The sequence below is a fragment of the Paenibacillus aquistagni genome (genome assembly GCF_900177815.1).
Classification (GTDB): Bacteria; Bacillota; Bacilli; order Paenibacillales; family Paenibacillaceae; genus Paenibacillus_B; species Paenibacillus_B aquistagni.
This window is the reverse complement of record NZ_FXAZ01000001.1, coordinates 1,093,303-1,119,172: the sequence shown is the minus strand read 5'-3', so window position 1 is coordinate 1,119,172 and position 25,870 is coordinate 1,093,303. Positions and strand designations below refer to the sequence as shown.

Here is a 25,870-nt window from a genome sequence, read left to right as displayed (position 1 = left end):
ACTTACCTTCCGACAAGGATCTTCTCATGATGCACAGGCGAGGCGGCTTCCAACAGATCGCCGATGCGCTTCACATTATAAGAAGGAATGCCAGAGAAGGCATTGCGAGTATCAAGGATCATGACGCCTGAGCCAGCAATTCGATGCAGATTGTAAGTAGAATGCGCAGTAAGCAATACAACGAGGTCATAGCCATGAATCGTGGCATAGTCCATATGATCTTCGATCTCTACTCGCTGTCCTCGCGAGTCGAACATCACATTGCAGAATGGATCATTTGCAGTTACCAAGGCGCCTTTTTCCTGAAGCAGTTCATATACTTCGAGGCTTGGCGACTCGCGGAGATCATTCACATCCGGCTTGTACGCCATTCCGAGCAGCAGAATGTGCGAGCCGTTGATGCATTTCTTCTCCGTGTTGAGGAGCTCAGAGATCTTGCGCACCACATATCGAGGCATGTTGCGATTCAGATCTTGAGACAGCTCAATGAATCGGCTGAAGAAATTATCCCCTTTGGCCTTCCAAGCCAAATACATGGGGTCCAAAGGGATGCAGTGTCCCCCGATGCCTGGTCCAGGATAAAAGGGCATAAACCCGAAGGGCTTTGTGGATGCCGCTTGGATAACTTCCCATATATTAACACCTATTGCATCGCACATAAGTGTCATTTCGTTTACAAATGCAATATTTACACTGCGAAATGTATTTTCCAGAAGTTTCGACATCTCCGCAACCTTTGGATTCGAGACGAGCACGGTTTGATCCACAATGCTGCTGTAAAGCAGATCTGCCAGATGAAGACAAGCTGGCGTTAACCCGCCGATCACCTTCGGCGTATTGCGGATCTGATATTTTTTGTTGCCCGGGTCCACTCGTTCAGGCGAGTAGCACAGATGATAATCAATACCTGCATGAAGACAAGCCTCTTCCAGCTTCTTGCCTATTCGCTCTTCTGTTGTTCCCGGATATGTTGTGCTCTCCAGTACTACCAGGCAGCCCTTCTGAAGATAATGCTTCAGCTCCGTGACCACCGATTCAATATAGGATAGATCAGGTTCTTGATTCTTGCTGAGCGGCGTCGGTACACAGATGATAATTGCATCCAGGGTTTGAATCACCGAGTAATCCGTCGTTGCGGAGAAGCACCCAGCTTCGACAACCTGCCGAACCGCTTTCCCGTCCACATCCGAGATGTAGGAGTCTCCAAGGTTCAGTGTATCTACCTTGTATTGACTTAGGTCGATTCCAATTACCTTATATCCGCTCTGAGCGAAGGCTACTCCAAGTGGCAGCCCAACATAGCCTAAGCCGACAATGCCGACAACTGCTTGCTTGGATTTAATTTTTTCCTCGAGATTCAGATTCAACATTGTCCACCTCACCTTATGAATTCGATATCGAATAGATACGTTTCAACTGGAACTGTGCTTCCTCAAGCGCTGCTTCAACCGTCTGAGCCGAGATGCCTGATACTTGGCATCCAAGCAGCCATACCTCTTGCGTGTTCTCTGTAATCTTCTGCGCTTCGCAATCCCGGTAGCAAAATTGCGACAGCACCTTCATTTCATCCGTTAAGATGAGCATATGGGGTGGCAAGGATTCAAGGGTCGAGCTGCCAAGGGGCTGGAACTCCTCACCTCCATGAGAGAGCGCCAGCTGCACCTCACCTTCTACACATTGCGCATCGAATACGCCAAGTGGGATCAGATGCGATACCGCAGCGACATTCACAGCATCTACGATGGGATGAATGACAGGCAATCGCTCCAGTGTATCTTTAATCAGATAGCGCTGAATCAGATTTTGAACAGATGGCGGCGTCTTCTTTACATTCAGCCCTAGCTGATCACGGTAGAACTGTTGATAGGCCATTAGCTTTTCCTGGTTGGCTACATCGGACTTGGTGCTGTTTTTCCATTGCTGATGCAATCGATGCCAATCCTCTTCAAACAGGATGGAGCTTGGCGCTTCATTCAGCGGCTTTAGCTTGAGCTTGACCGCCAATACATGTACTTCAGGCAGTCTCTCTCTCACCTCAGATGTCATGGCAATAGTCTGGTACATAGGTCCTCCTAACGGCTATCCGAATGAAATGGTTGATTCGATTCTAAGCTGAAGCTCATCCGCAGTTAGGGTGTCCTGCACAGCGATGAGTATATTATAGTGATTGGGATAATGACACTCGTCGAATCCAACGACTGCGCCTATTTTGCGGCCATCGACAAATACTTCATCGCCTCTTTCGATCACGCCGCCGCACGTCATCTCCGCAAAACCCAAGAATCCAACTCGATTGATCACGTCTCCGGATACGGCGTCCTGCTGTGAAGTCGTGACTATCTCATGGATCTCTCCCTTTTTGATACATCTTGTCTCGAATTCAATCAGCTGCATGCCGCGCATCTCCTGCTTATGAAAGAGCAGCTTCACAAACACGCCTTCCACGGTGCGCTTGAGCGTTTCGGTCATACAGGCTGCACCTCAGCCTTATAAGTATCGTGTACAAGGCGAACGGCATCGAGTCCATCCTCGCCATGGCAGCCCCCTGCTTCAATCTGGCGTGCAAAATCGATAAGGATCTCCTCATATTCGTGATACAGCGAAGATTTGAACGCTGCGAACCCCTCAAGCATGTCGATATCAATCTCTCTGCCATCCTTAAGAAGAACGTGAACATCCTTCTTCTCTCCGTGAGGATAGGCCCAGTCCAGATGAACATGGACCGGAATGCCTTTATGGGTGACAAGCTCGACGTGCGCTTCTACATCTACTTGCTGTTCGTTTCTTGTAATATGTGCGTGCTGTACTGTCATGTGGCCAAGGAAATAAGCAAGGGTATCATACACATTTGGTCCGTTATCCGCCACACAGCCTCCCCCGCAGCGATCGGGCTGAAGATACCATTTATCATCGCCTGCATGATCTTCGATCTTTTCCAAATAGCTGGCCTTCACGCTTTGAATCTCATCCATGATGGACAGTTCACTTAAGCCGCGTACAAAATGAACGTTGTACCTGCGATGAAAGGCGGTGAAGAGCGTAAGGCCCGTTTCACGAGATAGGATTGTCAACTCTTCTGCCTCTTGCAGTGTCAAGGTTAATGGCTTCTCACAGCAGACATGCTTGCCAGCAAGCAGTGCATCACGGCATATCGCAAAGTGCTTGTCGTTAGGAACATTAATCACAACGGCATCGATCTCATCGCAGGCCAATAGATCGTGATAATCGGTAAAGCAGTTGACCCCCGTGCCCAAGAACGCAGCCATGCGATCCTTGTTAAGGTCACAGACAGCTGTCAGCACAGGATCCTTCAATTGATGCTGCAAGGCATGCACGTAGAACTTCGAGATAACTCCCATGCCAATCATGCCCACACGAATGCTCATGAATGAACAACCTCCTTCAACGTAGCGGGAAAGGCTAACTGCAGGCGCTTCGCCAAGGCTTGCAGCTGCTCTGCGACGATGGAATCAAGCGCCACACATTCGGATGCTTGCTTGCGAATCGCTTCAAGATACCCGGGATATACCACTCTAGAAGATGGAGCAGCAGGCGGACATTGGAGAAGCGTTGTCAGCATCGCATCCATGTGGGCGTTGAATTCTTCTTCTGGTCTGAACGCCTCTACGTTCAATGCTAAAAAGAAATGTCCGATATTCTGATCTTGAAGCGCATGCTCAGCGCCATCTGGTTCCAGAAGCCTTGGATCAGGACCAACGTTCGCGCCAGACAGAATGCCACACAGAATATCAACCATCAGTCCAAGCCCATATCCCTTTGCACCGCCCGTAGCCAAGGAGCCGCCAAGCATTTGCAAGTGTCCAGTGCCCTCATCGTAAGCATGAGGATCTGTTACAGGCTGTCCATTGTCATCAATGAGCCAGCCTTCTGGGATTGACTCTCCTCTTCGCTGTGCTGCTCTGATCTTGCCTGTCGCGACAACAGTCGTGCTCATGTCTAGCACGAATGGCGGCTGCTGCTTCGCGGGCGCACTCATGGCGATCGGATTCGTACCGATCATATTCACAGAACCACCTAATGGCCTCGCAATGGTCTGAGACCCAAGATTCGTCATGGCAATGCCAATCATCCCCGCATCAAGCGCCTGCTTCGTGTAATAGCCGGCACTGCCAAAGTGGGAGCTGCCCCGAACCACAACACAACCAATCCCTAAGCGTTCCGCTTTCTGGATTGCAAGCTCCATGGCATGGGCACCTGCAACTAGGCCAAGTCCGTGATTCGCATTCATCACTGCCGTGCCGGGGGAATCCGTCACGATACTCAGATCAGCTGCCGCATCAACCCTTCCATCCACTAGGCGCTGAACATAGATTCGGTCCAAATTCGCCACGCCATGGGTATCAAAGCCGTTTTCATCTGCATAGCACAGCACACGTGCTGCCGTATGGCTATGCTCTTCTGAGACGCCGCACTTCATAAACACATCAGCTACAAATTGATGAAGCTCTGACTGTAATACATATACGGTTTGATGATTCATCTCATCATCTCCTCTACACGAGACTTATGCATCGAGGCGTGCTCATGATAGGCACATACTAGATCTCGAATTTGACCTGCATATTTCTCCAATTCCTGAAGCTCAATATACTCCCCATCAGCATGGGCATGGTTGCCGCCAAGACTACCCGGTCCGAACACGATGGTGTAATAATCAGGGTGCTGTGCCCACATCGCGTCACAAGTGAAAGCATGCTCAGCGAAGTCATCCGGATTGCGCTTCCACCCTAGATCGTTAAGCAATCCCTCAAGCGCAGGATCGCGGTTTGACAGCACCGGAAGTCCTCTCTTCAACCATGTCAGATGGCAGATATCGTGCGCATCCCTTGCTGTTCTCACCGCAGCGGAAAGTGAACTGAACTCCGACGTAAACAGATCAAGCGCTGCACGATATACTTCCTCCAGCCAACGTTCCATTCTTCTTCCGCTTTCTACGCTCGTGTAAGCCAAATTGATCAGCAGTTGTCCTTGGCCGTATACTTTGTTATGCATCATGCCCGTATGAATGCCTGCGATGCACATCTTGCCGCCTTCGCCTTCGATTCGCCCTGTTAGCTCCTTCATCAGCGTATGGGCAAGGAAGCCCAGCAGCACAGTAGCATTATGTCCCGTGTGCGGAGCATCATCTGTGGCGTCATCTCCCAGCACCATAATTCGTGCTGTCATCGAGGTGCTGGATCGGTCAAAGTATACTCCGTCTGAGGGCTCGGCAAAGACATTTAGGCGTCCGATATATCCTTTGTCAACAAGCGCTTTCGTGCCGTATACTCCCATAGCCCCGCCTTCTTCTCCTGCCACGCATTGGATCAATAACGTGAGATCGTCGAGCAGCGCAGGCTCCTGCTGAATGGCAGCCTCAATGCCTGCCAGCAAGGCCACCCCTGGACCCTTCATGTCGACAGCGCCTCTCCCGATGAAGAGGTCTCCATCAAAAGATGCTGAGAAGCGCCCATCAACGGTATCCATATGAAAATTGAACATGATAGTCTGCTCCGCAGGGCGCTTCGGGCCAAAGCGAATAACCATATTCGTCTGATTATCCCAGAAGCTAGGTCCCATCTCAGCAGCCCTTTCATAGATGGATAGCGGGGTTCCTTCTTCTCCAAGTTGGCCCTTATCGATTGACTCATGATAAACGACCTCGCCGCCTAAACGATTAACCGCGTAATTGGCATATAGGAGCTGTGCTCTCGTTATTTCAGAGGGCAGTCCCGTCTCCATCGGCGTGATCGTATTCATCTGAAGCAGCTTGATCAATAAGGAAGTGTGCTCCTCGTGAAGCCGTACACTCATTGCAGACTTCCCTCCTCGATCCGAGATTTCGACAGTTGGTCTAGCAGCTCTTCCAATGCTTCTCCATATTGAATATAGGAGCGAAGCAGATCTTGCTCTTGTCCCTTCTGCTTTAAATGCGGGATGAGATGCAGATGGGGCTCAATCGCGTAAATTCCTTTATAATCATGGGCGATCAGCCATGATAAGCACTCCCTTACCTTGGAATGTCCTTTCCCAGGAAGGGTATATACCGCTTTGCCATCAATCAGCATGCCGTCTTTTACATGTACATGCTCCACATACGGCCAGACTTCCTTTAAAAATTCGAAGGCATCGTAGCGATAAGCGATCCCGTTGCCAATGTCAAACAGCAGCCTTAGAGAGGGATGGTTGACTTGCTGAAGCAGATCAAGGGTATTTTTATAGGAAGCGCCTCCCCAGCCCGCGCAATTTTCATGCAGCAAGATGATATTTTCCAAATAAGCCTGAGCTGTCAATTGGTGCATGCGGTCAATAACACGTGCTCTCCAGTCCTGTTCTTCCAGCCCATCGTTCGGATAGGACATAACGCGAACATATTTGGCCCCTATCGCTCGCATTCGTTCAGCTGTACGCTTCAGCTCATCTAGATCGCTCTCGATTGGCGCCGTAATTGGACGTTCCCAATTTGCAATGCGGGAGGCAACCGTCGTAACATGAAGGCCGGTGCTCGACAGCTTGGATTGAATTTCCTTGAACTCCGTCTTTGTCCAGTCGCAGAAGGCTGCTCCCTGTACACTTCTTAGCTCGATCTCTCTCCAATCCAGCTCAAGATGAGCGAGAATTTGCTTGTCCAGCGCCTGCCCTGCTTCATCACTTAGGCCAGACAGCCTAAAGCGCGCCTTAGACATAAGCATTCACCTTCGATGAATAAGCCATAACGGACTCGATGACATATTGAACGTGCTCATCTTGCATCTCTGCATATAGCGGCAGTGCGAGCGATCGCTTCGCGATACCTTCCGCATGTGGAAAGTCTCCTCTTTTATGGCCAAGGTGCTGGAACGCTGGCTGCAGCGGCAGCGCTTCTGGATAATAGATCTGAGTCTCGATGCCGCGTTCATGCAGATCGTGTCGAAGCCCATCCCGATCCTCCGCTTGAAGCACATAGGTGTAATACACACGTTCATAATCGTCATCAAGCACGACTTCTATCTGAGGAGCCAAGCTTTTAAAGGCCTCGTGATACTGCCCTGCAATCTCAGCTCTTCTCGCTATCAGAGAGTCAAAGCGCTCTAACTTATGAGTCAAATACAAGGCGACCGTCTCATCCATCCGATGGTTATAGCCGAGATGATGGTGCAAGAACCTTGTTATTCCATCTTGGCCATGATTGCGAAGCATACGGCATCTAGTGGCAAGCTCATCGTCATTGGTCACGATGATCGCTCCATCGCCAATCCCGCCTAGCGGCTTCGCCGGGAAGAAGGAATAGAGTCCTGCCTTGCCAAGCAGTCCAGCCATGGTTCCCTGCATGCTTGCTCCCAAGGAGACAGCACTATCCTCTAGAACGACTAGCTGATGGCGCGCTGCAATTTCGTTAATTGCCCTCATATCAGCCATAACCGAAAAGAGATGAGTAGGAATGACGACACGACTGTTTGGCGTAATCTTCGCTTCAAGATCGTTAGGGTCCATCATGCCTGTCCGCGGATCCACATCCACAAAGACTGGGCGTCCACCCAGCAAAGAGATCGTGCTTGCTGTAGAGATGAAGGAGAAGGCAGGTGTCAGCACATCCACTCCAGATTGAACGCCCATTGCTCGCAGCAGGATTGTTAATGCGCCTGTACCGCTGCAGGTTGCAATAGCATGTTTTGCCCCCGTATACTGGCGAATGCGTTCCTCGAACGCAGCTACACATTCTTTCAAAATGAAGTTGTTGGAGGTGCCAACTCGAAAGATCATATCCTTGATCACTTCTTTGTCCTGCGCATATCTTGCTTCATAATTGAAAAAAGGTACGTTCATCGCTTATCCTCTCTTTCAAAAAACTGTTCAATCACTTGACATACTTCAGCAACATCCGCCTCCGTCATATCGGGATACAATGGCAGCCCTACCGTTCGTGTACAAGCTCGCTCAGCATTTGGCATGCTGCCCTCCTCATACCGCAGTTCCTTAAAGGATGGCTGGGTATGAAGAGCAATCGGATAATAGGTTTCCGTTCCAATTTCATGTTCCGCTAGAAAAGCGACTAGATCATCACGGTGCTCTACCTCAATAAGATACACATAGTAGACAGGATTCGCAGTATCCGTGCGCTCCTTAATCCTTGGTGTCTGGACTTGAACAAGCTTCTGAAGCTCTCTGTCATAGCAAGCAGCCAGATACGCCCGCTTTGCAATTTCACCTTGCAAGCACTGAAGACGTACAAGCAGAACAGCAGCCTGAATATCGTCCATGCGGCTGTTATATCCAACAAGATGATGAATGTATGGGATGCCCTCGTCTTGCCCGTGCAGCCGCAGCCTTCTTGCCTGCTTCGCGATCCAATCATTGTTCGTAAGAATCATTCCCGCATCGCCAATGGCGCCTAATGTCTTCGTTGGAAAAAAGGAGATGACACCCGCATCTCCGACCAAGCCTGCATGCAAGCCGTCGTTGAACATGGAGATGGCCTCGGCACTGTCCTCTAGGATGAGCAGCTGATGCTTGTCAGCAATCTTGCGGATCTGATCCATATCCGCCATTTGCGTAAAGAGATGCACGGGCATGATCGCCTTCGTGCGCGATGTAAGCTTGCGCTCGATCTCTTCGGGCTGAATGCTGTAGGTAATCGGATCGATATCGCAAAATACAGGGACAGCTCCAACATGCGCGATGCTTGAAGCGGAGGCGAAGAAGGTAAAGCTGGGTACAAGCACCTCATCCCCTTCCCCAATGCCTGCGGCGTGAAGCATGATGATGAGTGCATCAGTGGCGTTGCCGACGGCAATCGCATGCTTCGCTCCTGTGAAAACCTCAATCGCTCTCTCCAATTCCTTAACCATCGGTCCATTAGTAAATTGACCGGTGTCAATTACCCGATCCAGCTTCTCCTCGATTAACGGCCATTGCTTCGTAAAGGAATGGGTCGTAGAGAAAAACGGAACACTCATGAAAACACCCCTTCTTCAAGATGCACTTCTGTGAAATTCAAGCCGCATAAGGCCTTGGCTCGACAGATCGATGTCACGACATGTGAATTAAAAGCAAGATCACTTATTGGCTTTCTGCTTTGTCCGTCATAATAATGATAGAACTCAAAAAATACAGCCGACAGCGGATCATCATAGAATACCTGTGTGTCGATCAGCCAGCCGTTCGAGTCATACACCTTCACCCATGAATAACTGTCATCCTGCGCACAGGGGAAGTAGCCAACTACGGTATGATGCTTGAAGGTAATACGTACAACACGTTTGCGAATCGGGGTCGCGAGGTTCGAATAGAGCTCAGAAGTTATCCCTGTGTCATGGTGCAACAAGGTCATTCGGGCATGCCCCATATGAGGGATGGTGCGTTCTGGCGTTATCATAGGCTGAGCGTCTGCCGTCAGCACTTCAGCATCGGTTCCGCCAAGGTATAAGGCAAGAGCAACCAGATGCGGAATCTCGATGTCAAATGCGCTTGACTGCTTCGTCTCACGCAGAGACTTCGCCAAGCGCGCCTTATTCTGTTCAGCAGCAATATGTATAGGCGCGCCATAGATTCCAGAGCGAATCATATCGAGTAAGTATGAAGTCAGCGTACTGGACAGCCAGTTCGCGATAACGAGCAAATCAAGATCATGTTGTCCATTCATGAAGCGAATATGTTCAAGCTTATCCATCGTGGTCGTGAGCGGCTTCTCCATGATGATCTTCTTATATCCGTGTTCTGCAACCGCCTGCAGCGTTGATTCGTGCAGATCGGGCGGTGTGCATATATGAACAACGGTTGTGGAAGGATCGAAGTCTTGAACGTGATCAAGATGAGGAAACCATTGAATCTGCTGATCGCTTTGAGGCGGAGCACTGACATGGGGATCCACAACGCCAATAAGCGGATCAAATAGATCCAGATCAGAATAATGAGTGCAGGCTTTGCGCAGACAGGGCAAATGAAGCCCCTGTCCTGCTCTTCCGAAGCCTACAATCAAGGATTGCTGCATTCGGACTCCCCCTTCTCTTCGTTATAGAATGGCCAAATGTCGGCTCGCTGCACGAGCCTGCTGGACAAATGCAAGCATTTTATGCTGATCTTTTCTGCCGTCCGTTTCAACGCCGCTGCTTACATCAACGGCAAAGGGGCGTGTGGCGAGAATCGCCTCCTCTACATTGCGCGCATCCAAGCCCCCCGCAAGAATGATGGTCCCCTGCTCATGCGCGCGAACGGCAAGATGCCAGGGCAGTTTGTGCCCCGTACCTCCTGCTTCGCCAGCAACATAGGCATCTAACAGAAGTGCCCTCGTCACGTGCTTGTACGCAGAGATTAGCTGCAAATCACTCGCTTCCTTCACCTTAATGGTTTTAACGACAGGGCGATCAACATGCTCACAATAGACAGGAGACTCGTCCCCATGGAGCTGAATGAGATCAAGGCGGCAGTAATTGGCCAAGTCATTAAGCCTATGCAGCGGCTCATCAACAAACACCCCTACGGTTGTGACATACGGAGGAAGCGATTGAATGATTGCTTTTGCAGCATCAGGCGCAATCTCCCGCTTGCTGCTGGTGAAGACAAACCCTATTGCATCAGCACCTGCCTCCACAGCAGCCCATGCGGATGCTTGATCCATAATTCCACAGATCTTAACACGAACCACGGCTAACCCTCCTTTCTTTATCGCGTGGAACTTGCAGCAGAGATGGTCGCTTCCTTTAAGGAGCTGACATACTCGCGAACTTTCGTATGCATCTGATCCTTGGGAGCGTGGTTAATGACCTGAAGAAGTGCACTGCCAACGATCACGCCATCCGCATATTGACTGACTTCGGCTACATGCTTGGGTGTCGAGATGCCAAAGCCAACACACAGTGGAAGCGAAGTGGCTTCTCTCGCCTGGCTAATGAATTGAGGCAGCTCCTCTGGCAGCTCATCCCTAGCGCCAGTCACGCCGGTCACCGAGATACAATAGACAAAGCCAGTGCCCTGCTCAACAACTGATGCGGCGCGCTCTTCACTTGTCGTTGGCGCAAGGAAGAAGATAAGATCGATTTCATGCTGACGAAAGATGTCAACCCATGGACCAGCCATCGTTGAAGGAAGATCTGGAATAATAAGCCCGTCTACACCGGCATTCTTGGCATCTCTTGCAAACGATTCAAGGCCATAAGCGAGAAATGAATTGCAGTACCCCATAAATATAATGGGAAGGTCAAGGCCTGATTGTCTCAATCGCTGTACAACTTGAATACAGTAGCGAAGCGTAGTGCCATTTGCTATCGCTTGTGTGCTAGCAGCTTGAATGGTAGGGCCATCCGCGAGTGGGTCTCCGTTAGGGACGCCCAGTTCCAATAGATCCGCACCTGATTCACAGATCGTTCGTATCAACTCCTCGGTGGTTTCAAGCGCAGGATAGCCTACAGGGATATAAGGAATAAGCGCCTTCTCCCCGGTTTGCTTCAACTGGTCAAAGGTCACTTGAATGCGGTTCATCGGATAGACACCTCCTCTTTATTCATTCGCTCAAGAGCCTCTATGGCTTGACTCAGATCCTTGTCGCCACGACCTGACAGATTCACCACAAGAATCTGGTCTTCAGTCATGGTCTTGGCTACCTTGAGCGCATGCGCAACGGCATGAGAGGACTCAAGCGCAGGAAGAATGCCTTCTTCTCGGCACAGGTATTCAAACGCTTCTAGTGCTTCCCGATCATCAATATAGGCATATTCCGCACGTCCAGTGTTCTTCAAATGGCTGTGCTGCGGGCCAGCGCCAGGATAATCCAGTCCTGGAGCGATAGAATGTGTCTCCTGGATGTGGCCATCCGCATTTTGGAGAATGTACGTATAGACGCCTTGGAATATCCCAAGGGAACCCTTGATCAGCGGCGAGGCGTGATGAGTAGTCTCTATCCCCTCACCAGCTGCTTGAACACCGATGAGACGAACCTCCTCATGTTCGATGAATGGACTGAACATGCCAATGGCATTGCTCCCCCCTCCGACACAGGCGATTACGCAATCGGGGAGTCTATTTTCAAGCTGCAGGATCTGGCTCTTTGTTTCTTCGCCGATGACAGATTGAAAGTCTCTGACCATGGTCGGAAATGGATGCGGCCCTACGGCAGATCCAAGCAAATAGTGCGTTTCACGTACATTCGTGATCCAGTCGCGTATCGCTTCACTGATCGCATCCTTGAGTGTTCGCTGTCCGATATGCACAAGTCTTAGATCGGCGCCAAGCAGCTTCATGCGCTGTACATTCGGTGCTTGTCGCTCCGCGTCCAATGCGCCCATATATACAACGCACTCTAGTCCAAGCAAGCTACAGGCCGTTGCGACAGCAACACCATGCTGGCCAGCTCCTGTCTCAGCAACGATACGATGCTTGCCCATCCGCTTCGCTAGCACGGCCTGTGCAAGCGCATTGTTGATCTTATGCGCACCCGTGTGGGTCAAATCCTCGCGCTTTAGATAGATTTTCGCTCCCCCTGTGTCCTTGCTCATCTTGCGCAACGGCGTAAGCGGCGTTGGTCTGCCGACAAATTCATTCAGCAATTGTGCGATTTCACTGCGAAATTGAGCATCATCCTTCAGCTGTTCATATTGCTGCTCCAACTGTTCGAGATTGCCCATCAAGGTTTCTGCGACGTATGCGCCGCCGAATTGACCAAAAAAGCCTTTCATCATCATCAGCTCCCATCCTAATCGTTGAGCACAGGGTCCTTCATCTCTTCATGTAAGCCAGCAAAGGACCTTACTTGAAGCGCTACATTGTCAGCCTTGAGAATGGCTTCTCCTACCAGCATTGCATCAAAGCCCAGCTGTTCAGCTTGCAGAGCGTCCGCACGTGAGGACAGCCCGCTCTCGCTCACGGTTAACGTCGTTGAAGGCAGCACGGCTCGAATCTTCTCAGAGCGCTCGAGATCTACCTCGAAGGACTGAAGATCTCGATTGTTTACGCCTACAATCCGAGCACCCGAGCCTACAGCTAGCTTGGCCTCCTCCACTGTGAAGCATTCTACAAGCGCCTGCATGCCCAATTGATGGGCAGTCTCGATTAGCTGAGGCAGCATTGCTGGAGCCACGGCTCGTACGATGAGTAGGACGGCATCGGCCCCTACTGAGCGAGCTTCGAATACTTGATAAGGATCGATGACGAATTCCTTGTACATAACAGGTAGATGAACCTGAGCGTCATTGGCAATACGTTCAACGATATGGGCTCCTCCCCCGAAAAAGGCCTCGTCGGCAAGCACGGAGATGGCTCTTGCTCCATGCTGCGAATAGGTTCTCGCAAGGGATAACGCGTCATAATCTTGACGCAGCTCTCCTTTGGAGGGAGACTTTCTTTTTACTTCAGCAATTAGCGAGATGCCTGGCTGCTTCATCGCATCAAAAAAATCACGAACCGATCGAGCGTGAGCCAGCTTTTTCTCTACCAGGCTCATCGGATAGCGTACCTTCTTGTCCTCAACCTCGATTATTTTGTGAGCTAGAATCTCATCAAGCATGAACATGGGATATTGCTCCTCTCTCTACATGTGATCGTTGAACAAGCTCTTCAAGCTTCTTGAAAGCTGCACCAGTATCAAGCGCATGACTCGCTTGCAGGAAGCCTTCTTGCAAGTTCTCCGCGCGTCCAGCAACGACTAGCACCGCAGCTGCATTCACGCATACAATGTCCCGAATTGGACCCGTACCGCCCTGCACTACTTGCAGCAGCAATCTATAGTTATCCTTGGCATCTCCTCCTCGTATCTCTTCAAGCGAGATATAGCGGAGTCCAAGCGATGAAGGATCGAATCTCCATGATTGGATCTCTCCATGTCTTACTTCAATAACATCTGTAGGCGAGCAAAGCGTAATCTCGTCCATGCCATCAAGTCCATGCACGATCATCGCATGCGCAACCTTCAATTCTGCTAAAATTTCAGCATAGAGCTGTAGATCATCCTGCTTAGACACACCTAGCAGCTGCCGTGTTGGACACAGTGGGTTGCCAAGCGGTCCGAGCATATTCAGGATGGTTCTTACACCAAGCTCTCTTCGAATGGCTGTCAAGGGCTTTAGTGCAGGATGATAATGCGGGCTGAATAAGAAGGCATATCCGCATTCTGCAAGCCATCTCTTCACCTCGCTTGGCTTAAGCTCTATGCGTACGCCGGCGGCTTCTAACAAATCAGCGCTCCCGCAAGGGGATGTTGCCGAACGATTCCCTGCCTTGGCTACCCTTGCTCCAGCGGCGCTCGCGACAATCGAAGCAGCCGTCGACGTATTGAACGTCTGCAGCTTGTCCCCTCCTGTTCCACACACATCCACAACATCTTCCACTGGCTCAACCGAGATCATATGCTCTCTAAGCGCTTTGAGCATTCCTAGCACTTCTGACTTAGACTCGCCCTTGACGGCCAAAGCCATCAAGAATGCCCCTGCTTGCGCGGGTGATAATTCTCCTTTAAACAACTGTCTGCCGCAATCAGCGGCTTCCTCTAGCATTAAGGATTGGTTGTTCAGCACTTTTTGAATGGCTTCCTGTATCATTCGCGTTCACTCCTTCATCGAAATTAGGAAACTTGCTGAAAGAATTGCTATTTTAATGAAAGCGTTTTTTCGTTTTCAGAAATGTGCAAGTGAACATGCAAAACAATGTAATATATGGTAATGTAAATTTACTGGGCGGAAAAACTTCACTAGCGATATTTAGAGTGAAGCATTAATGTCATAAAGTGACGAGCGATGGCTGGAATGGTTGAATAGGTTCAACATCACGAGGATGACGAGGAAGTCCTGCTATGGAAGTTCAGCTAGCTGCTTATGGCATAGATGAAGGAAGACGAGTTTGATGCGTGACTTAATTGCTATTACTTTACCATGTCGAATCTAATCACTTGAGTACCAATTCCAAAAAACTTTTATGGTACCACTTTAATAGAGGGGAATGCGAATGCTCTGCTTATCGATCACACGTTCTTCCGATCTCTCGATCATTCGACAGATCTATCAACAAATTCGAGAGCGTATCTTAAACGGCGAATTACGCTCTGGAGAGAAGCTGCCCTCCACAAGAGAGCTTTCTTCTCAGCTAAGCGTATCACGCAATGTCATTTTAGAGGCTTACGACCAATTGCTCTCAGAAGGATACATCGTGTCCAAGCGCGGATCAGGAACTTTTGTTGCTGAGGGAATCTATTTAAAAAAAGATCCGCTGCCTTCAGCATCCATCATCCGAAGAACCGAAGAAGCATCCCAGGATCACTTGATCATCGATTTTCGCTCTGGACTGCCATCCCTGGATCAGTTTCCTAGGAAGACTTGGGCAAGGCTCGCTTATCATACTTGGAGCGAAGCTTCCTCCACACTGCTGGAATATGACCATCCTGAGGGACGCATTGAATTAAGGGAGCTCTTGTCACACTATTTACTGAAGACTAGGCGGGTTGTATGCCGCCCTGAGCAAATCATTATCACCTCAGGAGCCGTTCAAGCCCTATCCCTTGTCGCGCAGCTTCTCATTACTACAGGTGATAAAGTTATTATTGAGGATCCCATCACGCAAGACATTCAAACCATGTTCAAGGCAGCGGGAGCTGACCTTTATCCCGTTCCTGTCGATCATCATGGAATGAATACATCCTTTCTTCCAGCTTCTCTAGACCCCGCATTTATCTTTTTTACACCCTCACATCAATTCCCATTAGGCGGGGTACTCCCTATCCAAAGACAAGTGCAGTTGATCCATTATGCTAGAAAAAAAGGCTGCTTTCTGGTCGAGGATGATTACGACAGTGAATTTAGGTATGACGGCAGTCCTGTAAGCTCTTTGCAGGGACTTGAGCCTGAACGCGTTATCTATATTGGATCCTTCAGCAAAATATTATCTCCCGCGCTTCGACTCGGATATATCATCTTGCCATCAGCATTAGTGGATCGAGCCCGAATGATTAAGCGATACTCAGATCTTCACTCCTCTTCCATAGATCAACTGATTCTAGCCCGTTTCATTAATGAGGGATATTTGAATCGGCATATTCTGAAAATGAAGAAAATCTACAAAAGAAGAAGAGACTACCTTATATCGCGCTTAAAAGCTGCATTTAAAGAAAAAGTTCGGTTGTATGGGTATTCGACTGGACTGCACTTGATAGCCGAGTTTCCCGATCTGGTCTTCGATTCACACAACTTAGCGATCATCCAGCAGATGGGGATTAAGGTGTATCCCGTTGAGGAACATGCCATTCAAAAAGGCATGCATGCTCATCGCTTGATCATAGGGTATGGACATTTGACATTGGAGGAAATCAAAGAAGGGGTTAAACGATTGGAAATTGCATGGAAGAACATTCAAGCTGAACGGTGATAATCGTCCTCGAACCATTCTTTTCTTGATCCAGCAGCCCCATTGAGAGCTGAAACCTCCATCGGTTCTCTTGCTCTCAATATGGACTGATAGGCATTCACATGATTCATGATTACTTACTTCTTACATGTATTCACATCGTCCCAAATGGCGGATAGCTGCCTGCTGATTCATTTAACGATTCACCTGCACGCTGGCTTTGTTCGGGCGAACTCTTTGCTTGCCGTTGATTAAGCTGGTCGCAACCATGCCGATGATCACGACAATCATTCCGATCAAGGACAACCCTCGCGGGAATGCACCATTCAGGAGCAAGACCTCCCCAAGTACGGTAAAGATCATAGAGCCGGATTGAGTGGATTCAACGGCGGCGAGCAAGCCCATATTATCTTTTGCCATATCTGTAGCAAGGAAGAACAATAGACTTGCGATAACCCCAGAACACAAGGCAAGCAGCAAGGCTTGAAGCAGCTGTCCGCTGGAAGGAAGGCCTACAGTGGCCGTCCCGAAAATGCCTAAGCAGATGGCAATAGGCATGCTGCTTATCGCCATGCCAAGTGTACGCTGGAATGTATCGATTCTGCCTTCGCACAGCTCCATCATTTTACGATTGCCAAGCGGATAGAAAAATGCAGCTAAGACAACAGGGACAAATCCCAGTAAGAATGGTCTTAATTCCACCTGTCCTGTCATAGCCTCCTTGACCTGCATGAGGATGACGCCTGCTAGAATGATTAGCGAGATGCGTAGGCTCTTGTACGGTATCGATTGTCTTACCTTGCGGCTGCCAGTAGAAGATTGCTCTGTCACGTAGAATAACGGAGACAGTAAAGCGCCTGCTAGAATCGTCACCTGCCAGGTTCCGGATGTCAGCCAAGAAGGAGCATATGCAGCAGCAAAGCTGAGCAGCGAGTAAAAGCCGACTCCGCCAAGCGTTCCCCATAGCAGCCACTGGAATGGATGCTTCGCCATTTCCTTTAACAACTGCGAGAGGTTCTTACGATAAGCAACAATTAGCAATAAGAACGGGAGTGCCAGTATAAATCGAAGCGATGCTGTCCAAGCCCAGCTCGTGCCGCCCAGATTCATCGCACGATTGATAATAAATGTTGCAGAAAAAAACAAGGATGAAAGTATCCCTACAAGTACAGCTCTCACTTTCCATTCACCTCTTCAATGCATTTGCTGTTATTTGTTGTTTCGGTATATAATAATATACATAACTAGGCTATAAGTAAAGTATAATATATTTTATTACACTGTTTCGTTTATTATCCTGTATGAAATGAGAACCGGATCACATAAAATCCATTGCAAAAAGTATAGTATAGTAGATGTATCAACTAAGTATAGTAAATAATATTGATGAATGAGGATGTAGTGAAAGGACGGCTAACATGGATGAAACGAAAAAGCTGATTCAAGCTGTAGGATCAACCCTTCGCGAGCTGAGAAAGGAACAAAGACTGAGTCTGGAGGAGCTTGCGGCTAAGACGGGCGTTAGTAAGTTGACCTTAGGAAATATTGAACGTGGAGAAACAAATCCAACCCTTGGCATGCTGTGGAAGATCTCCAACGGCTTGTCTGTTCCACTCATGTCCCTGCTTAAGCCTGAGAATGAAGTGAACATCTGGCGAGCAGGCGAAGGGCCTCAAATCACGGACGAGCATGGCTGGAGCATCGAGCCTCTGTATAGCAGCTCCAAAGATATGATCGGCATGTATCGTGCTTACTTAATGCCACATTGCACCTATGAACCTGAAGCACATCATTCGGGGACAACAGAGATTGCAACTGTCATGGCAGGAGAAGTTCATTTGACGATTGGGGAGGCGACCTATGCGTTGAAAGCTTTTGATTCCATTCAATTCACCGCTACAGACAAGCATGTATATGCAAATCACTCGGGCACACAAGCGATCATGCATTTGACGATTACGTATAAGTGAACGCCGAGTACAACAAGCAGCCCATCCCCTAAAGAACTTCCCTAGGGATGGGCTGCAGCGTGATTCATTTTATACAAAGAGTCGATGAAGCACGCTCTCTACGGTCTTGCCTCATGGAATCAGAAGCGCAGATGGAATCGCAAGCAGTTCCTCCTCCATATAAGCCATTGCCTTCTTGAGCAGCATGGAATGTGATTCTAATCGAGGATTCGAGCCTGTATAGTTGTTCTGCTGAACAAAGACCGGATAACGAAGAATTGATGTCAATACAATTGAACCCCTTTTATCCACTAATCCAACAAATGACATTCATCAGCCATGGATTTACGACTATGCCAATCTGCTACACTTCGATAATAATAGGAAGAATGATTGGTCTTCGCTTCGTCCTGGAGTATAAAAACTGTCCTAAGCTGTCCTTTAAGGTCTTCTTCATTACGTTCCATTGTGTAATGTGTTCTTCAAGCATCTTGTTTACGGTCGCGATAACGATTTGGTTCACTTCTTCGATCAGCTCTTCCGAATCCCGAACGTAGACAAACCCTCTTGAGATCGTATCGGGGCCAGAGATAAGCTTGCTTTCTGTCTTGCTCAGGGTGATAACGATAATCAGAATCCCATCAGCAGACAGTTGTCTGCGATCTCGAAGCACGATATTGCCAATATCGCCAATCCCTAATCCGTCGACAAGAATTTGTCCAGCCTGAATCTGGCCGAATTGGCGGACGACTCCATTTTTTGATTCCACAACATCGCCATTATTCAAGATGAAAATATGTTCTCTGCGCACACCCACGGCTTCTGCCAAAATGCGATGCTGATGCAGCATGCGGAATTCGCCATGCACAGGAATAAAATACTTCGGCTTCATTAAGGTCAACATAAGCTTCAGCTCTTCTTGGCTGCCATGTCCTGATACATGCAGATCGCTCTGAGAGCCATAGATAATATGGGCGCCCATTGCATACAGATTATCAATAATTCGCGAGACATCCCGTTCATTGCCTGGAATCGGGCTTGCAGCAATAATAACCGTATCCCCTGCATCAATCTTCATCTGGCGGTGCGATCCATTCGATAGACGTGCTAATGCTGCCATCGGTTCTCCTTGGCTGCCTGTACAAAGAACGGCCATGCGTTCAGGATGAAGCTTTGCTGCTTCGTTAGGTTCAAGAATCATGCCATCTGGCACCGTTAAATATCCAAGCTCCGTTGCGACCTGAACCACATTCACCATGCTTCGGCCAAGCAAGCATATCTTGCGATTCGTTCGCACTGCGGCATCCACGATTTGCTGAAGACGGTTGACATTCGAAGCAAATGTCGAAATGAATACGCGCTGCTTCGCTTGGTTGAACGCTTCTTCGATATGCACGCCTACCAACTGCTCAGATGGCGTAAAGCCTGGCCGTTCCGCATTTGTGCTTTCGGACAACAGCAGATAGACGCCTTTTTTGCCGATATCAGACATTCGATGAAGATCAGGATACTGCTTATTTGCAGGGGTCAAATCAAACTTAAAATCCCCAGTATGCACAATCGTCCCCTCCGGGGTATCCATTACAACGCCTAAGCAATCCGGAATACTGTGGTTTGTGTTAAAAAAGCTGCATGTCATAGCACCCAGCTCAATCGTAGAGTTGGCATCAATGCGCGTCATCTTCGTCTCTCTAAGAAGGCCATGTTCTCTTAGCTTGATCTCGATGAGCCCAAGTGTTAAGCGGGAAGCATAGATTGGCATCTGGATCTGTTTCAGCAAATACGGTATTCCTCCGATGTGATCCTCATGGCCATGGGTCACAACTAACGCTCTTACTTTATCTTGATTGTCTAGCAAATAGCTTACATCTGGAATGATGAGATCAATGCCTAACAAACTTTCGTCGGGAAATTTCGATCCACAATCGATCACGACAATATCATCATTGTATTGAAAGACATACATGTTTTTCCCAATCTCATTCACACCTCCTAATGCCGCAATGATAAGTCCTTCTTTGGATTGCATCATAATGACCCTCCACTTGTATTTCCTTTTATTATGAAGTGGAGCGCGAATTTTTATCCTGTTATACAAATTGTTCATCATGAAGATACTTCGGATTGTTTGACTATTAGCCATTTAGGATGCTGGTCATTCGTTATTGCATTTAGTAAACTAATCCATTATCAATAAAAAGGAGAAGGAACGTTATGGCTACGATTGAAGACTTTTTAAAACTAGACATTCGTGTGGGTACAGTTATACATGCTGAGCCCTTCCCTGAAGCACGCAAACCGGCAATTAAACTAACCATCGACTTTGGAGAGCTTGGCATTAAGCGCTCCTCTGCTCAAATTACAAAAAGATACACGCCTGAGGAGCTTATTGGTCGTCAAGTCGTTGCAGTTGTTAATTTTCCAGTAAGAAAAATAGCGGGCTTTAAATCAGAAGTGCTCGTTATTGGCGGCACACCAGATGAAGATGATGTTGTGCTGTTAAGACCTGATGAGCCTCTGGTAAACGGTACCCCGATTGCATAGCTCTACACTCGTTTCATGTTAATTGGATACTTTGCGATGCAGTCCGAAGAGTCATGCACAGCCAGTTACATGCTAACAATAATAGAAGCTGCCGAGATGAACTCGACAGCTTGTGGGCCGCTGTAAAAGCGGCTCTTTTTGCCATATTAGAATGTATAGGTATAGCGCTTGCTGAAATAAACAAAAAGTGTACACGCTAGGACGAGAAACCCGCAGTATAGGAGAATCATTTCGATCTTGACGATATCAGCCAAGGGTCCGAACAGCACCATGCCAAGCGGAAGCGCACATGAATTCGACACCTGCATCAGGCTGAACACTCTTCCATGCATCTGTGCCTCCACTTTCTCCTGGAGCACAACTGTGATGGGCGAATTAAAGCAAGGCATCGTGATGCCGATCAGGAAATTATCTTACATAATGCAATCCCTCCTTGATGTCGTGTAGATAGGAGCGCTGAGGCTCCACCTTATTGACAAGCGTAGGCACTTGTATCGTGAACATCAGGCTGATTCCGATGATGGCTGTAATGACATCCACCATAAACACGGTTTCAATCGGGAAAGCGGTAAGGATGGCCCCGCCTGCCGCAGGAGATAAGAACATGATTAAGGACGTCATGCTGCTATACATGCCATTAACCTTCATTAGCCAATTATGCGGGACAAGCTGCGGAATTAAAGCATTAACCGCAGGGATCTGAATTCCCGTTCCCGCTGCTCGAATCAAAAGAATGGGATAAAGCAGCCAAATCTCATGGTATCCGGCAAGGAACAACAGCGCTAATGCAAGCGTTGCTGCAGCAATTGCACCATCCGCAAGCATAATCATCCGTTTGCGGTTATGTCGATCGACCCATACACCGGCAAATAAAGAGATATGAATCTGCGGCAAAAAGCCGCAGATTGTAGACAAGGTCAGCATAACCCCTGATGATGTCGAAAGTGTGATATACGTGAACGGTAGTCTAATCTTGTAAGCTGCATGCATGACCTTTATCTCATAAATGATTCTATATTTACAACGCGGTCCGCCCATGCTTGATAGAAGGCGGGCTCGTGAGAAACCAGAATGACACAACCTCCAAATCTGACTATTGCTTGCTGCAGCGCTTCTTTCGTCTCCGCATCGAAGTGATTGGTCGGCTCATCCATGATGAGCAAATTACACTTAGTAAGCAGCAGCCGGCATAATTTAACCTTAGACTGCTCACCCCCGCTTAGCGTTCGAACGCTTCTTGTCACATGGTCTTCTTTCACTCCGCATTGTGCCAATTGACGTCTTATCTCTCTTGTCGTCATGCGTGGATAGCGCTCTGCTATAATGTCAATGGGAGTCATGGAATCATCCGCCCATTTTAAATCCTGTTCGTAGTATTCGGTCACAACCTGGTCATTAAATTGATAGCTGCCGGCAAGGCTCGGAAGCTGCCCTATTAATGTTTTGAGCAGGGTTGACTTCCCGATGCCGTTAAAGCCTGTAATAACAAGCTTTTGTCCAGATTTCACTTCGAAGCTAATTGGCGGCAGTAACGGCTTGTCATAGCCGACCGCTAACTTTTGAACTTCAAGCGCCACATGCGATTGAAGCGGAAGCTCTCCAAATCGAATGGTTGGCTTCGATAAAAAGGTTGGGGGTGCGATCCGTTCCATGCGATCCAGCTGCTTTCTGCGGCCGCGGGCGATTTTCGTATTGACCCCTGCGATATTTTTTCGAATAAAGGCTTCTGTTTGTTCAATTTTCTTGACCTGCGCTTGATACTGTCGAATATGATTCTCTCTAAGATGGGCCTTCTGCTTCAAGAACTCCGAGTATTTCCCGTAGTACTTCTTAATGGTCTGTGCTTCAATATCCGCAATGCAGGTCGTAATCTTCTCAAGAAACTCAACATGATGCGAAACAACGACGAAGGCTTGTTCAATGCTGTTTAAATATTGAGACAACCACTCCACATGTTCGACATCCAAATAGTTCGTAGGCTCATCTAGCAGAAGAACATCCGGCTTCTCAAGCAGGAGCTTAGCCAAGATGACCTTCGTGCGCTGTCCTCCACTTAGTGCATCGATCTGACGATCAACCCCAATAGCGTCAATCCCCAACCCGTATACGACTTTATTTATACTGCTGGCTATTGCATAGAAATCATACCGTTCAAGGGTGTCTTGAATCTCAGCAGCCTTGATGAGATATTGTTCCTTGCCAGTTGCAGCACTCTGTGCATACAGCTCATTCATATCCCTCTCCAGCTCATAAAGATTGGAAAATGCAGATTGTAGATACTCCGCAACCGTCTTTCCTCCATCCATCTCTGCGTATTGATCGAGATGGCCTAAGGTAGTGTTCGATTGCCATCGAACCGTTCCACTGTCAGGAACAATCTCTCCCATTAAGATTCGAATAAAGGTACTCTTCCCTGTACCGTTCTGTCCAACTATCCCCAAGTGCTCCCCTTTGTATAATTCAAATTGAATATTTTTGTACAGCACCTTGTCACCGTAGGAATGCGACATGTCTTGAACTTCAAGTAAACTCATGATTAATCCCTCACTTCATTCTTTTAGGTCAATAAAAAAAAGCAGAAGGCATAAGCACCAACATGGTGCCAGCCTTCTGCTTCTTCGCGCTTGCATTGGCAAGCAGGTGCCTTCCCTCTCGTAAATTAGAGAAGAAGACACACAAAAGGCTGCAGACAAAACCTTGTCTACAGCCTCTTAATCGAATAACACCAGTAAAATGCATAGCAAAATAAGCGTACGATTGCACGCGAAAATTCACCTGCTATTCTACCGATGAAATAAGCATTACGCTCTTGGATTAAGCTCCGGACAACGCTTCATCGTTTGTTGTTCCAATTGTGCGGAGCAGCCTCTGGTTATTCTAACTTCAGTAATTAACGCAATCATGATAAACCTTCCTTTCAATGGCCATATTTTATTACGATTGTTCTGGTTTTGTCAATAAACCACATCGCAAATGTCGATCAGGGTGCTGATGGCATGGTCCACGGGATCATCTTATTATATCGAGAATGACTTCAGCTGTTTATGGATAAAAAGACTATAGTTAAATAAGCCCTAAACAGCCACCCCATGCGATATACACAGCAGTCGCTTTCCTAAATCACGCATTCATAGTCGCTTGATAAAATCCCTCATTATCCCTGATGCTATCCGTTTTGTCGACTAGCTTGCAGCAATGTAAGCTAATCGTCATCTACTTCCATAGCAAACCCTATCAGCCGTGGGATATGCTTGTGTCATTGAATATTTCAAGGAGGGATTATATTTGAAGGCATGGAGAACAATGGTGGCTGTTATGATGATTTTTACAATAGTAGGTACAGGATGCACTTTTTTCGATAAAGCGAATGGCGTCATTCTATATGGATCAGAGCGGGCTGTAGACAATACGTTGACCTCCTACGGCAAAGATGCCACATTCAGCAAAAAGCTTCCGTTTAAAGAACAGCAGACAGAGAAAGGAAAAGTCATGATTTTGAGTGCTGACAGTGCCAAGGCACTTTTGGATGCAGCTGTCCTACAGCAAGTGAAAGATCAGGATAAGGTTGCAAAATTAAAGAACGCATCTGTAGTTAAGGAACAAGCAGGCGTGTTATATGCAAAAAGTGAAGTACGAGACTTTCACTTGGACGGCGTGGCGCTTCATTATGACGGCAACTGTATCATTGGTGATAGTCGTATATTAGTAGACATGTTCGCCATTGTAAGCAATAAAGATTATGAAAATATGAATGGTGAAGAGAAAATCATAGGCCTTCTGAATGCAGGTAAAGACCTGTCTGCAAAGATGAAGGATCTTTCCAATCAAGTAGAAGCCGTTCAATTAGTCAAATTTGAATCTTAGTATAGATACTGAACAAGTATTCAAAAAGCTTCGTTGACGTCAAAATGCAGCAAGTTGTAAGATAAGAACGTTAATGGCAACCACAAAATGGAACAATATCAGCCTGGTGGTTAGGAGGTCATGCCATTGTCTTCTTATCAAAATCTTAGAAATCTATCCTACGTACAAGAACTTCGTCCATTACATGCTGATTGTGAAAGCTGCTTTGGGCTGTGCTGTGTCGCGCTTCCATACGCTGCTTCGTCTGACTTCGCCAAGGATAAAAATGCTGGCGTTCCCTGCTCTAATCTTCAATCCGACTATCGATGTCAAGTGCATACGGAGCTAAGAGAAATTGGCTATCGGGGCTGTACGGTATTTGATTGCTTTGGTGCTGGCCAGCAGGTGTCGCAGGTTACCTACAGGGGCAAAGATTGGAAGAAATTCCCTGAGACGAAAGCCGCAATGTTTTCCCTATTTCCTATCATGTGGCAGCTGCATGAACTACTTTGGTATCTCATACAAGCTCTTCATTTACCAACTGCAGGCACGCTTCAGCAAGAGCTTGAATCCGCATATGAAACAACGAGGCAAATGATCGATCAACCGCCTGACGCGCTTCTGCAAGCTGATATTGGTTCACATCGCGCAAACGTAAATACTTGTCTGACAAAAGTCAGTGAGTGGGCTCGCGCGGAAGCCAATAAGCAATTCAAGCACGTCAAGGGGCGCCGCACCTCTTTCGGACGCGGCGCAGATCTCATCGGAGCCAAGCTCAAAGGCGAGAATCTGCAAGGGGCGAATTTGAGAGGCGCATATCTAATAGCAGCAGACCTTCGCGGGGCTGATCTCAGCTTTGCCGATCTCATTGGAGCGGATTGCCGCGATACCGATATTAGAGGAGCAAATCTATCCGAGAGTCTATTTGTGACTCAATTCCAGTTGAATGCAGCAAAGGGAGACTGTCATACGCAGATTCCCGCTTATCTCAATCGTCCCTCCCATTGGATATCCTAGATTAAGGAGATTCCCATGCCACCCTACGAATGGCATGGGACAAACCGAATCCAATCATTTCTAATGTAAAATCATAACCTGAAGAAGCACAAAACCCATCCTCTATCGATGGGTTTTGTGCTATTACATAAGGCTCATATGTTGGTCTTCAATTAATGGCATTATGCAGCTACATGCATAATGTGCTTAGCAAAAGTTTGAAAAGGACTGCGCGC

24 protein-coding genes and 1 pseudogene are annotated in these 25,870 nt (G+C 47.9%); 5 read left to right on the top strand and 20 right to left on the bottom strand.

All coding sequences use genetic code 11. The features are described from left to right. Positions 1 to 2: 2 nt before the first annotated feature. From B9Y93_RS05310 to trpD, 15 genes are read right to left on the bottom strand one after another with little or no spacing between them, the layout of a single operon-like run. On the bottom strand, positions 3 to 1,370 hold the full coding sequence (locus B9Y93_RS05310) for a nucleotide sugar dehydrogenase (RefSeq protein WP_085493278.1): 1,368 nt from the start codon (positions 1,368 to 1,370) through the stop codon (positions 3 to 5). 13 nt (positions 1,371 to 1,383) lie between these two features. Then, positions 1,384 to 2,064 (bottom strand): B3/B4 domain-containing protein, encoded by a 681-nt coding sequence (locus B9Y93_RS05305; protein WP_085493277.1) that lies wholly within the window; start codon positions 2,062 to 2,064, stop codon positions 1,384 to 1,386. Positions 2,065 to 2,079: 15 nt separating this feature from the next. Continuing rightward, positions 2,080 to 2,469 carry a DUF6917 domain-containing protein gene (locus B9Y93_RS05300; protein WP_085493276.1) on the bottom strand — a complete coding sequence of 130 codons (390 nt, stop codon included), beginning with the start codon at positions 2,467 to 2,469 and terminating at the stop codon, positions 2,080 to 2,082. Then, positions 2,466 to 3,386: a Gfo/Idh/MocA family protein gene (locus B9Y93_RS05295; protein ID WP_085493275.1), complete on the bottom strand. Its 921-nt coding sequence runs from the start codon at positions 3,384 to 3,386 to the stop codon at positions 2,466 to 2,468. The genes B9Y93_RS05300 and B9Y93_RS05295 overlap by 4 nt, the downstream gene beginning before the upstream one ends. Then, entirely contained in the window at positions 3,383 to 4,501 is a 1,119-nt protein-coding gene (locus B9Y93_RS05290; protein WP_085493274.1) for an Ldh family oxidoreductase, read from the bottom strand. The genes B9Y93_RS05295 and B9Y93_RS05290 overlap by 4 nt, the downstream gene beginning before the upstream one ends. Next, positions 4,498 to 5,814 (bottom strand): M20/M25/M40 family metallo-hydrolase, encoded by a 1,317-nt coding sequence (locus B9Y93_RS05285; RefSeq protein WP_085493273.1) that lies wholly within the window; start codon positions 5,812 to 5,814, stop codon positions 4,498 to 4,500. The genes B9Y93_RS05290 and B9Y93_RS05285 overlap by 4 nt, the downstream gene beginning before the upstream one ends. Continuing rightward, positions 5,811 to 6,686 carry a sugar phosphate isomerase/epimerase family protein gene (locus B9Y93_RS05280; protein ID WP_176228853.1) on the bottom strand — a complete coding sequence of 292 codons (876 nt, stop codon included), beginning with the start codon at positions 6,684 to 6,686 and terminating at the stop codon, positions 5,811 to 5,813. Before B9Y93_RS05280 ends, B9Y93_RS05285 begins: the two co-directional genes overlap by 4 nt. Beyond that, positions 6,679 to 7,806, bottom strand: coding sequence for a DegT/DnrJ/EryC1/StrS family aminotransferase (locus B9Y93_RS05275; RefSeq protein ID WP_085493271.1), 1,128 nt, complete (start codon positions 7,804 to 7,806; stop codon positions 6,679 to 6,681). The genes B9Y93_RS05280 and B9Y93_RS05275 overlap by 8 nt, the downstream gene beginning before the upstream one ends. Then, positions 7,803 to 8,936, bottom strand: coding sequence for a DegT/DnrJ/EryC1/StrS family aminotransferase (locus tag B9Y93_RS05270; protein WP_085493270.1), 1,134 nt, complete (start codon positions 8,934 to 8,936; stop codon positions 7,803 to 7,805). Before B9Y93_RS05270 ends, B9Y93_RS05275 begins: the two co-directional genes overlap by 4 nt. Beyond that, on the bottom strand, positions 8,933 to 9,970 hold the full coding sequence (locus B9Y93_RS05265) for a Gfo/Idh/MocA family protein (protein WP_085493269.1): 1,038 nt from the start codon (positions 9,968 to 9,970) through the stop codon (positions 8,933 to 8,935). The genes B9Y93_RS05270 and B9Y93_RS05265 overlap by 4 nt, the downstream gene beginning before the upstream one ends. 21 nt (positions 9,971 to 9,991) lie before the next feature. Further along, positions 9,992 to 10,624 carry a phosphoribosylanthranilate isomerase gene (locus B9Y93_RS05260; protein WP_085493268.1) on the bottom strand — a complete coding sequence of 211 codons (633 nt, stop codon included), beginning with the start codon at positions 10,622 to 10,624 and terminating at the stop codon, positions 9,992 to 9,994. Between the two features lie 17 nt (positions 10,625 to 10,641). Beyond that, a complete protein-coding gene (gene trpA, locus B9Y93_RS05255; RefSeq protein ID WP_085493267.1) occupies positions 10,642 to 11,457 on the bottom strand; it encodes a tryptophan synthase subunit alpha in 816 nt (271 codons plus the stop codon). Next, positions 11,454 to 12,650 carry a tryptophan synthase subunit beta gene (gene trpB / locus B9Y93_RS05250; RefSeq protein WP_085493973.1) on the bottom strand — a complete coding sequence of 399 codons (1,197 nt, stop codon included), beginning with the start codon at positions 12,648 to 12,650 and terminating at the stop codon, positions 11,454 to 11,456. Before trpB ends, trpA begins: the two co-directional genes overlap by 4 nt. 17 nt (positions 12,651 to 12,667) lie before the next feature. Then, positions 12,668 to 13,483, bottom strand: coding sequence for an indole-3-glycerol phosphate synthase TrpC (gene trpC, locus B9Y93_RS05245; protein ID WP_085493266.1), 816 nt, complete (start codon positions 13,481 to 13,483; stop codon positions 12,668 to 12,670). Next, positions 13,470 to 14,507, bottom strand: a complete 1,038-nt coding sequence (gene trpD / locus B9Y93_RS05240) for an anthranilate phosphoribosyltransferase (protein WP_085493265.1) — start codon at positions 14,505 to 14,507, stop codon at positions 13,470 to 13,472. Before trpD ends, trpC begins: the two co-directional genes overlap by 14 nt. 403 nt (positions 14,508 to 14,910) lie before the next feature. Between trpD and pdxR the strand changes: the two genes are divergently transcribed. After that, positions 14,911 to 16,323, top strand: coding sequence for a MocR-like pyridoxine biosynthesis transcription factor PdxR (pdxR, locus tag B9Y93_RS05235; RefSeq protein WP_085493264.1), 1,413 nt, complete (start codon positions 14,911 to 14,913; stop codon positions 16,321 to 16,323). Between the two features lie 174 nt (positions 16,324 to 16,497). Here pdxR and B9Y93_RS05230 read toward each other — a convergent pair whose 3' ends face one another. Next, the gene (locus B9Y93_RS05230) at positions 16,498 to 17,481 is read right to left on the bottom strand and encodes a DMT family transporter (RefSeq protein WP_085493263.1); all 984 of its coding nucleotides are present in this window, start codon (positions 17,479 to 17,481) and stop codon (positions 16,498 to 16,500) included. 239 nt (positions 17,482 to 17,720) lie between these two features. Between B9Y93_RS05230 and B9Y93_RS05225 the strand changes: the two genes are divergently transcribed. Further along, positions 17,721 to 18,272, top strand: a complete 552-nt coding sequence (locus tag B9Y93_RS05225) for a helix-turn-helix domain-containing protein (protein WP_085493262.1) — start codon at positions 17,721 to 17,723, stop codon at positions 18,270 to 18,272. A gap of 111 nt (positions 18,273 to 18,383) precedes the next feature. Here B9Y93_RS05225 and B9Y93_RS24510 read toward each other — a convergent pair whose 3' ends face one another. Next, on the bottom strand, positions 18,384 to 18,539 hold the full coding sequence (locus tag B9Y93_RS24510) for a hypothetical protein (RefSeq protein ID WP_176228852.1): 156 nt from the start codon (positions 18,537 to 18,539) through the stop codon (positions 18,384 to 18,386). A gap of 76 nt (positions 18,540 to 18,615) precedes the next feature. Then, positions 18,616 to 20,283 (bottom strand): ribonuclease J, encoded by a 1,668-nt coding sequence (locus tag B9Y93_RS05220; protein WP_085493261.1) that lies wholly within the window; start codon positions 20,281 to 20,283, stop codon positions 18,616 to 18,618. A 182-nt stretch (positions 20,284 to 20,465) separates the two neighbouring features. On the opposite strand from B9Y93_RS05220, the gene csaA reads away from it, so the two are divergent. Further along, positions 20,466 to 20,795 carry a chaperone CsaA gene (csaA, locus tag B9Y93_RS05215; RefSeq protein ID WP_085493260.1) on the top strand — a complete coding sequence of 110 codons (330 nt, stop codon included), beginning with the start codon at positions 20,466 to 20,468 and terminating at the stop codon, positions 20,793 to 20,795. 146 nt (positions 20,796 to 20,941) lie between these two features. Here csaA and B9Y93_RS05210 read toward each other — a convergent pair. Together B9Y93_RS05210 and B9Y93_RS05205 are read right to left on the bottom strand one after the other, a co-directional pair. Further along, positions 20,942 to 21,719 (bottom strand): annotated as a pseudogene (locus tag B9Y93_RS05210) (MFS transporter). Between the two features lie 71 nt (positions 21,720 to 21,790). Then, complete coding sequence (locus B9Y93_RS05205; protein ID WP_085493259.1) at positions 21,791 to 23,329, bottom strand: ABC-F family ATP-binding cassette domain-containing protein; 1,539 nt, start codon at positions 23,327 to 23,329, stop codon at positions 21,791 to 21,793. 751 nt (positions 23,330 to 24,080) lie between these two features. Here B9Y93_RS05205 and B9Y93_RS05200 point away from each other — a divergent pair. Further along, complete coding sequence (locus B9Y93_RS05200) at positions 24,081 to 24,659, top strand: lipoprotein BA_5634 family protein (RefSeq protein WP_085493258.1); 579 nt, start codon at positions 24,081 to 24,083, stop codon at positions 24,657 to 24,659. 126 nt (positions 24,660 to 24,785) lie between these two features. After that, the gene (locus B9Y93_RS05195; RefSeq protein ID WP_244903289.1) at positions 24,786 to 25,655 is read left to right on the top strand and encodes a pentapeptide repeat-containing protein; all 870 of its coding nucleotides are present in this window, start codon (positions 24,786 to 24,788) and stop codon (positions 25,653 to 25,655) included. Positions 25,656 to 25,870: the final 215 nt, after the last annotated feature.

What these genes read in the sequence shown, in the direction of transcription:
- B9Y93_RS05310 (WP_085493278.1), bottom strand. Translation starts at nt 1,370, where the DNA reads ATGTTGAATCTGAATCTCGAGGAAAAAATTAAATCCAAGCAAGCAGTT.
- B9Y93_RS05305 (WP_085493277.1), bottom strand. Translation starts at nt 2,064, where the DNA reads ATGTACCAGACTATTGCCATGACATCTGAGGTGAGAGAGAGACTGCCT.
- B9Y93_RS05300 (WP_085493276.1), bottom strand. Translation starts at nt 2,469, where the DNA reads ATGACCGAAACGCTCAAGCGCACCGTGGAAGGCGTGTTTGTGAAGCTG.
- B9Y93_RS05295 (WP_085493275.1), bottom strand. Translation starts at nt 3,386, where the DNA reads ATGAGCATTCGTGTGGGCATGATTGGCATGGGAGTTATCTCGAAGTTC.
- B9Y93_RS05290 (WP_085493274.1), bottom strand. Translation starts at nt 4,501, where the DNA reads ATGAATCATCAAACCGTATATGTATTACAGTCAGAGCTTCATCAATTT.
- B9Y93_RS05285 (WP_085493273.1), bottom strand. Translation starts at nt 5,814, where the DNA reads ATGAGTGTACGGCTTCACGAGGAGCACACTTCCTTATTGATCAAGCTG.
- B9Y93_RS05280 (WP_176228853.1), bottom strand. Translation starts at nt 6,686, where the DNA reads ATGTCTAAGGCGCGCTTTAGGCTGTCTGGCCTAAGTGATGAAGCAGGG.
- B9Y93_RS05275 (WP_085493271.1), bottom strand. Translation starts at nt 7,806, where the DNA reads ATGAACGTACCTTTTTTCAATTATGAAGCAAGATATGCGCAGGACAAA.
- B9Y93_RS05270 (WP_085493270.1), bottom strand. Translation starts at nt 8,936, where the DNA reads ATGAGTGTTCCGTTTTTCTCTACGACCCATTCCTTTACGAAGCAATGG.
- B9Y93_RS05265 (WP_085493269.1), bottom strand. Translation starts at nt 9,970, where the DNA reads ATGCAGCAATCCTTGATTGTAGGCTTCGGAAGAGCAGGACAGGGGCTT.
- trpA (WP_085493267.1), bottom strand. Translation starts at nt 11,457, where the DNA reads ATGAACCGCATTCAAGTGACCTTTGACCAGTTGAAGCAAACCGGGGAG.
- trpB (WP_085493973.1), bottom strand. Translation starts at nt 12,650, where the DNA reads ATGAAAGGCTTTTTTGGTCAATTCGGCGGCGCATACGTCGCAGAAACC.
- trpC (WP_085493266.1), bottom strand. Translation starts at nt 13,483, where the DNA reads ATGTTCATGCTTGATGAGATTCTAGCTCACAAAATAATCGAGGTTGAG.
- trpD (WP_085493265.1), bottom strand. Translation starts at nt 14,507, where the DNA reads ATGATACAGGAAGCCATTCAAAAAGTGCTGAACAACCAATCCTTAATG.
- pdxR (WP_085493264.1), top strand. Translation starts at nt 14,911, where the DNA reads ATGCTCTGCTTATCGATCACACGTTCTTCCGATCTCTCGATCATTCGA.
- B9Y93_RS05225 (WP_085493262.1), top strand. Translation starts at nt 17,721, where the DNA reads ATGGATGAAACGAAAAAGCTGATTCAAGCTGTAGGATCAACCCTTCGC.
- B9Y93_RS05220 (WP_085493261.1), bottom strand. Translation starts at nt 20,283, where the DNA reads ATGATGCAATCCAAAGAAGGACTTATCATTGCGGCATTAGGAGGTGTG.
- csaA (WP_085493260.1), top strand. Translation starts at nt 20,466, where the DNA reads ATGGCTACGATTGAAGACTTTTTAAAACTAGACATTCGTGTGGGTACA.
- B9Y93_RS05205 (WP_085493259.1), bottom strand. Translation starts at nt 23,329, where the DNA reads ATGAGTTTACTTGAAGTTCAAGACATGTCGCATTCCTACGGTGACAAG.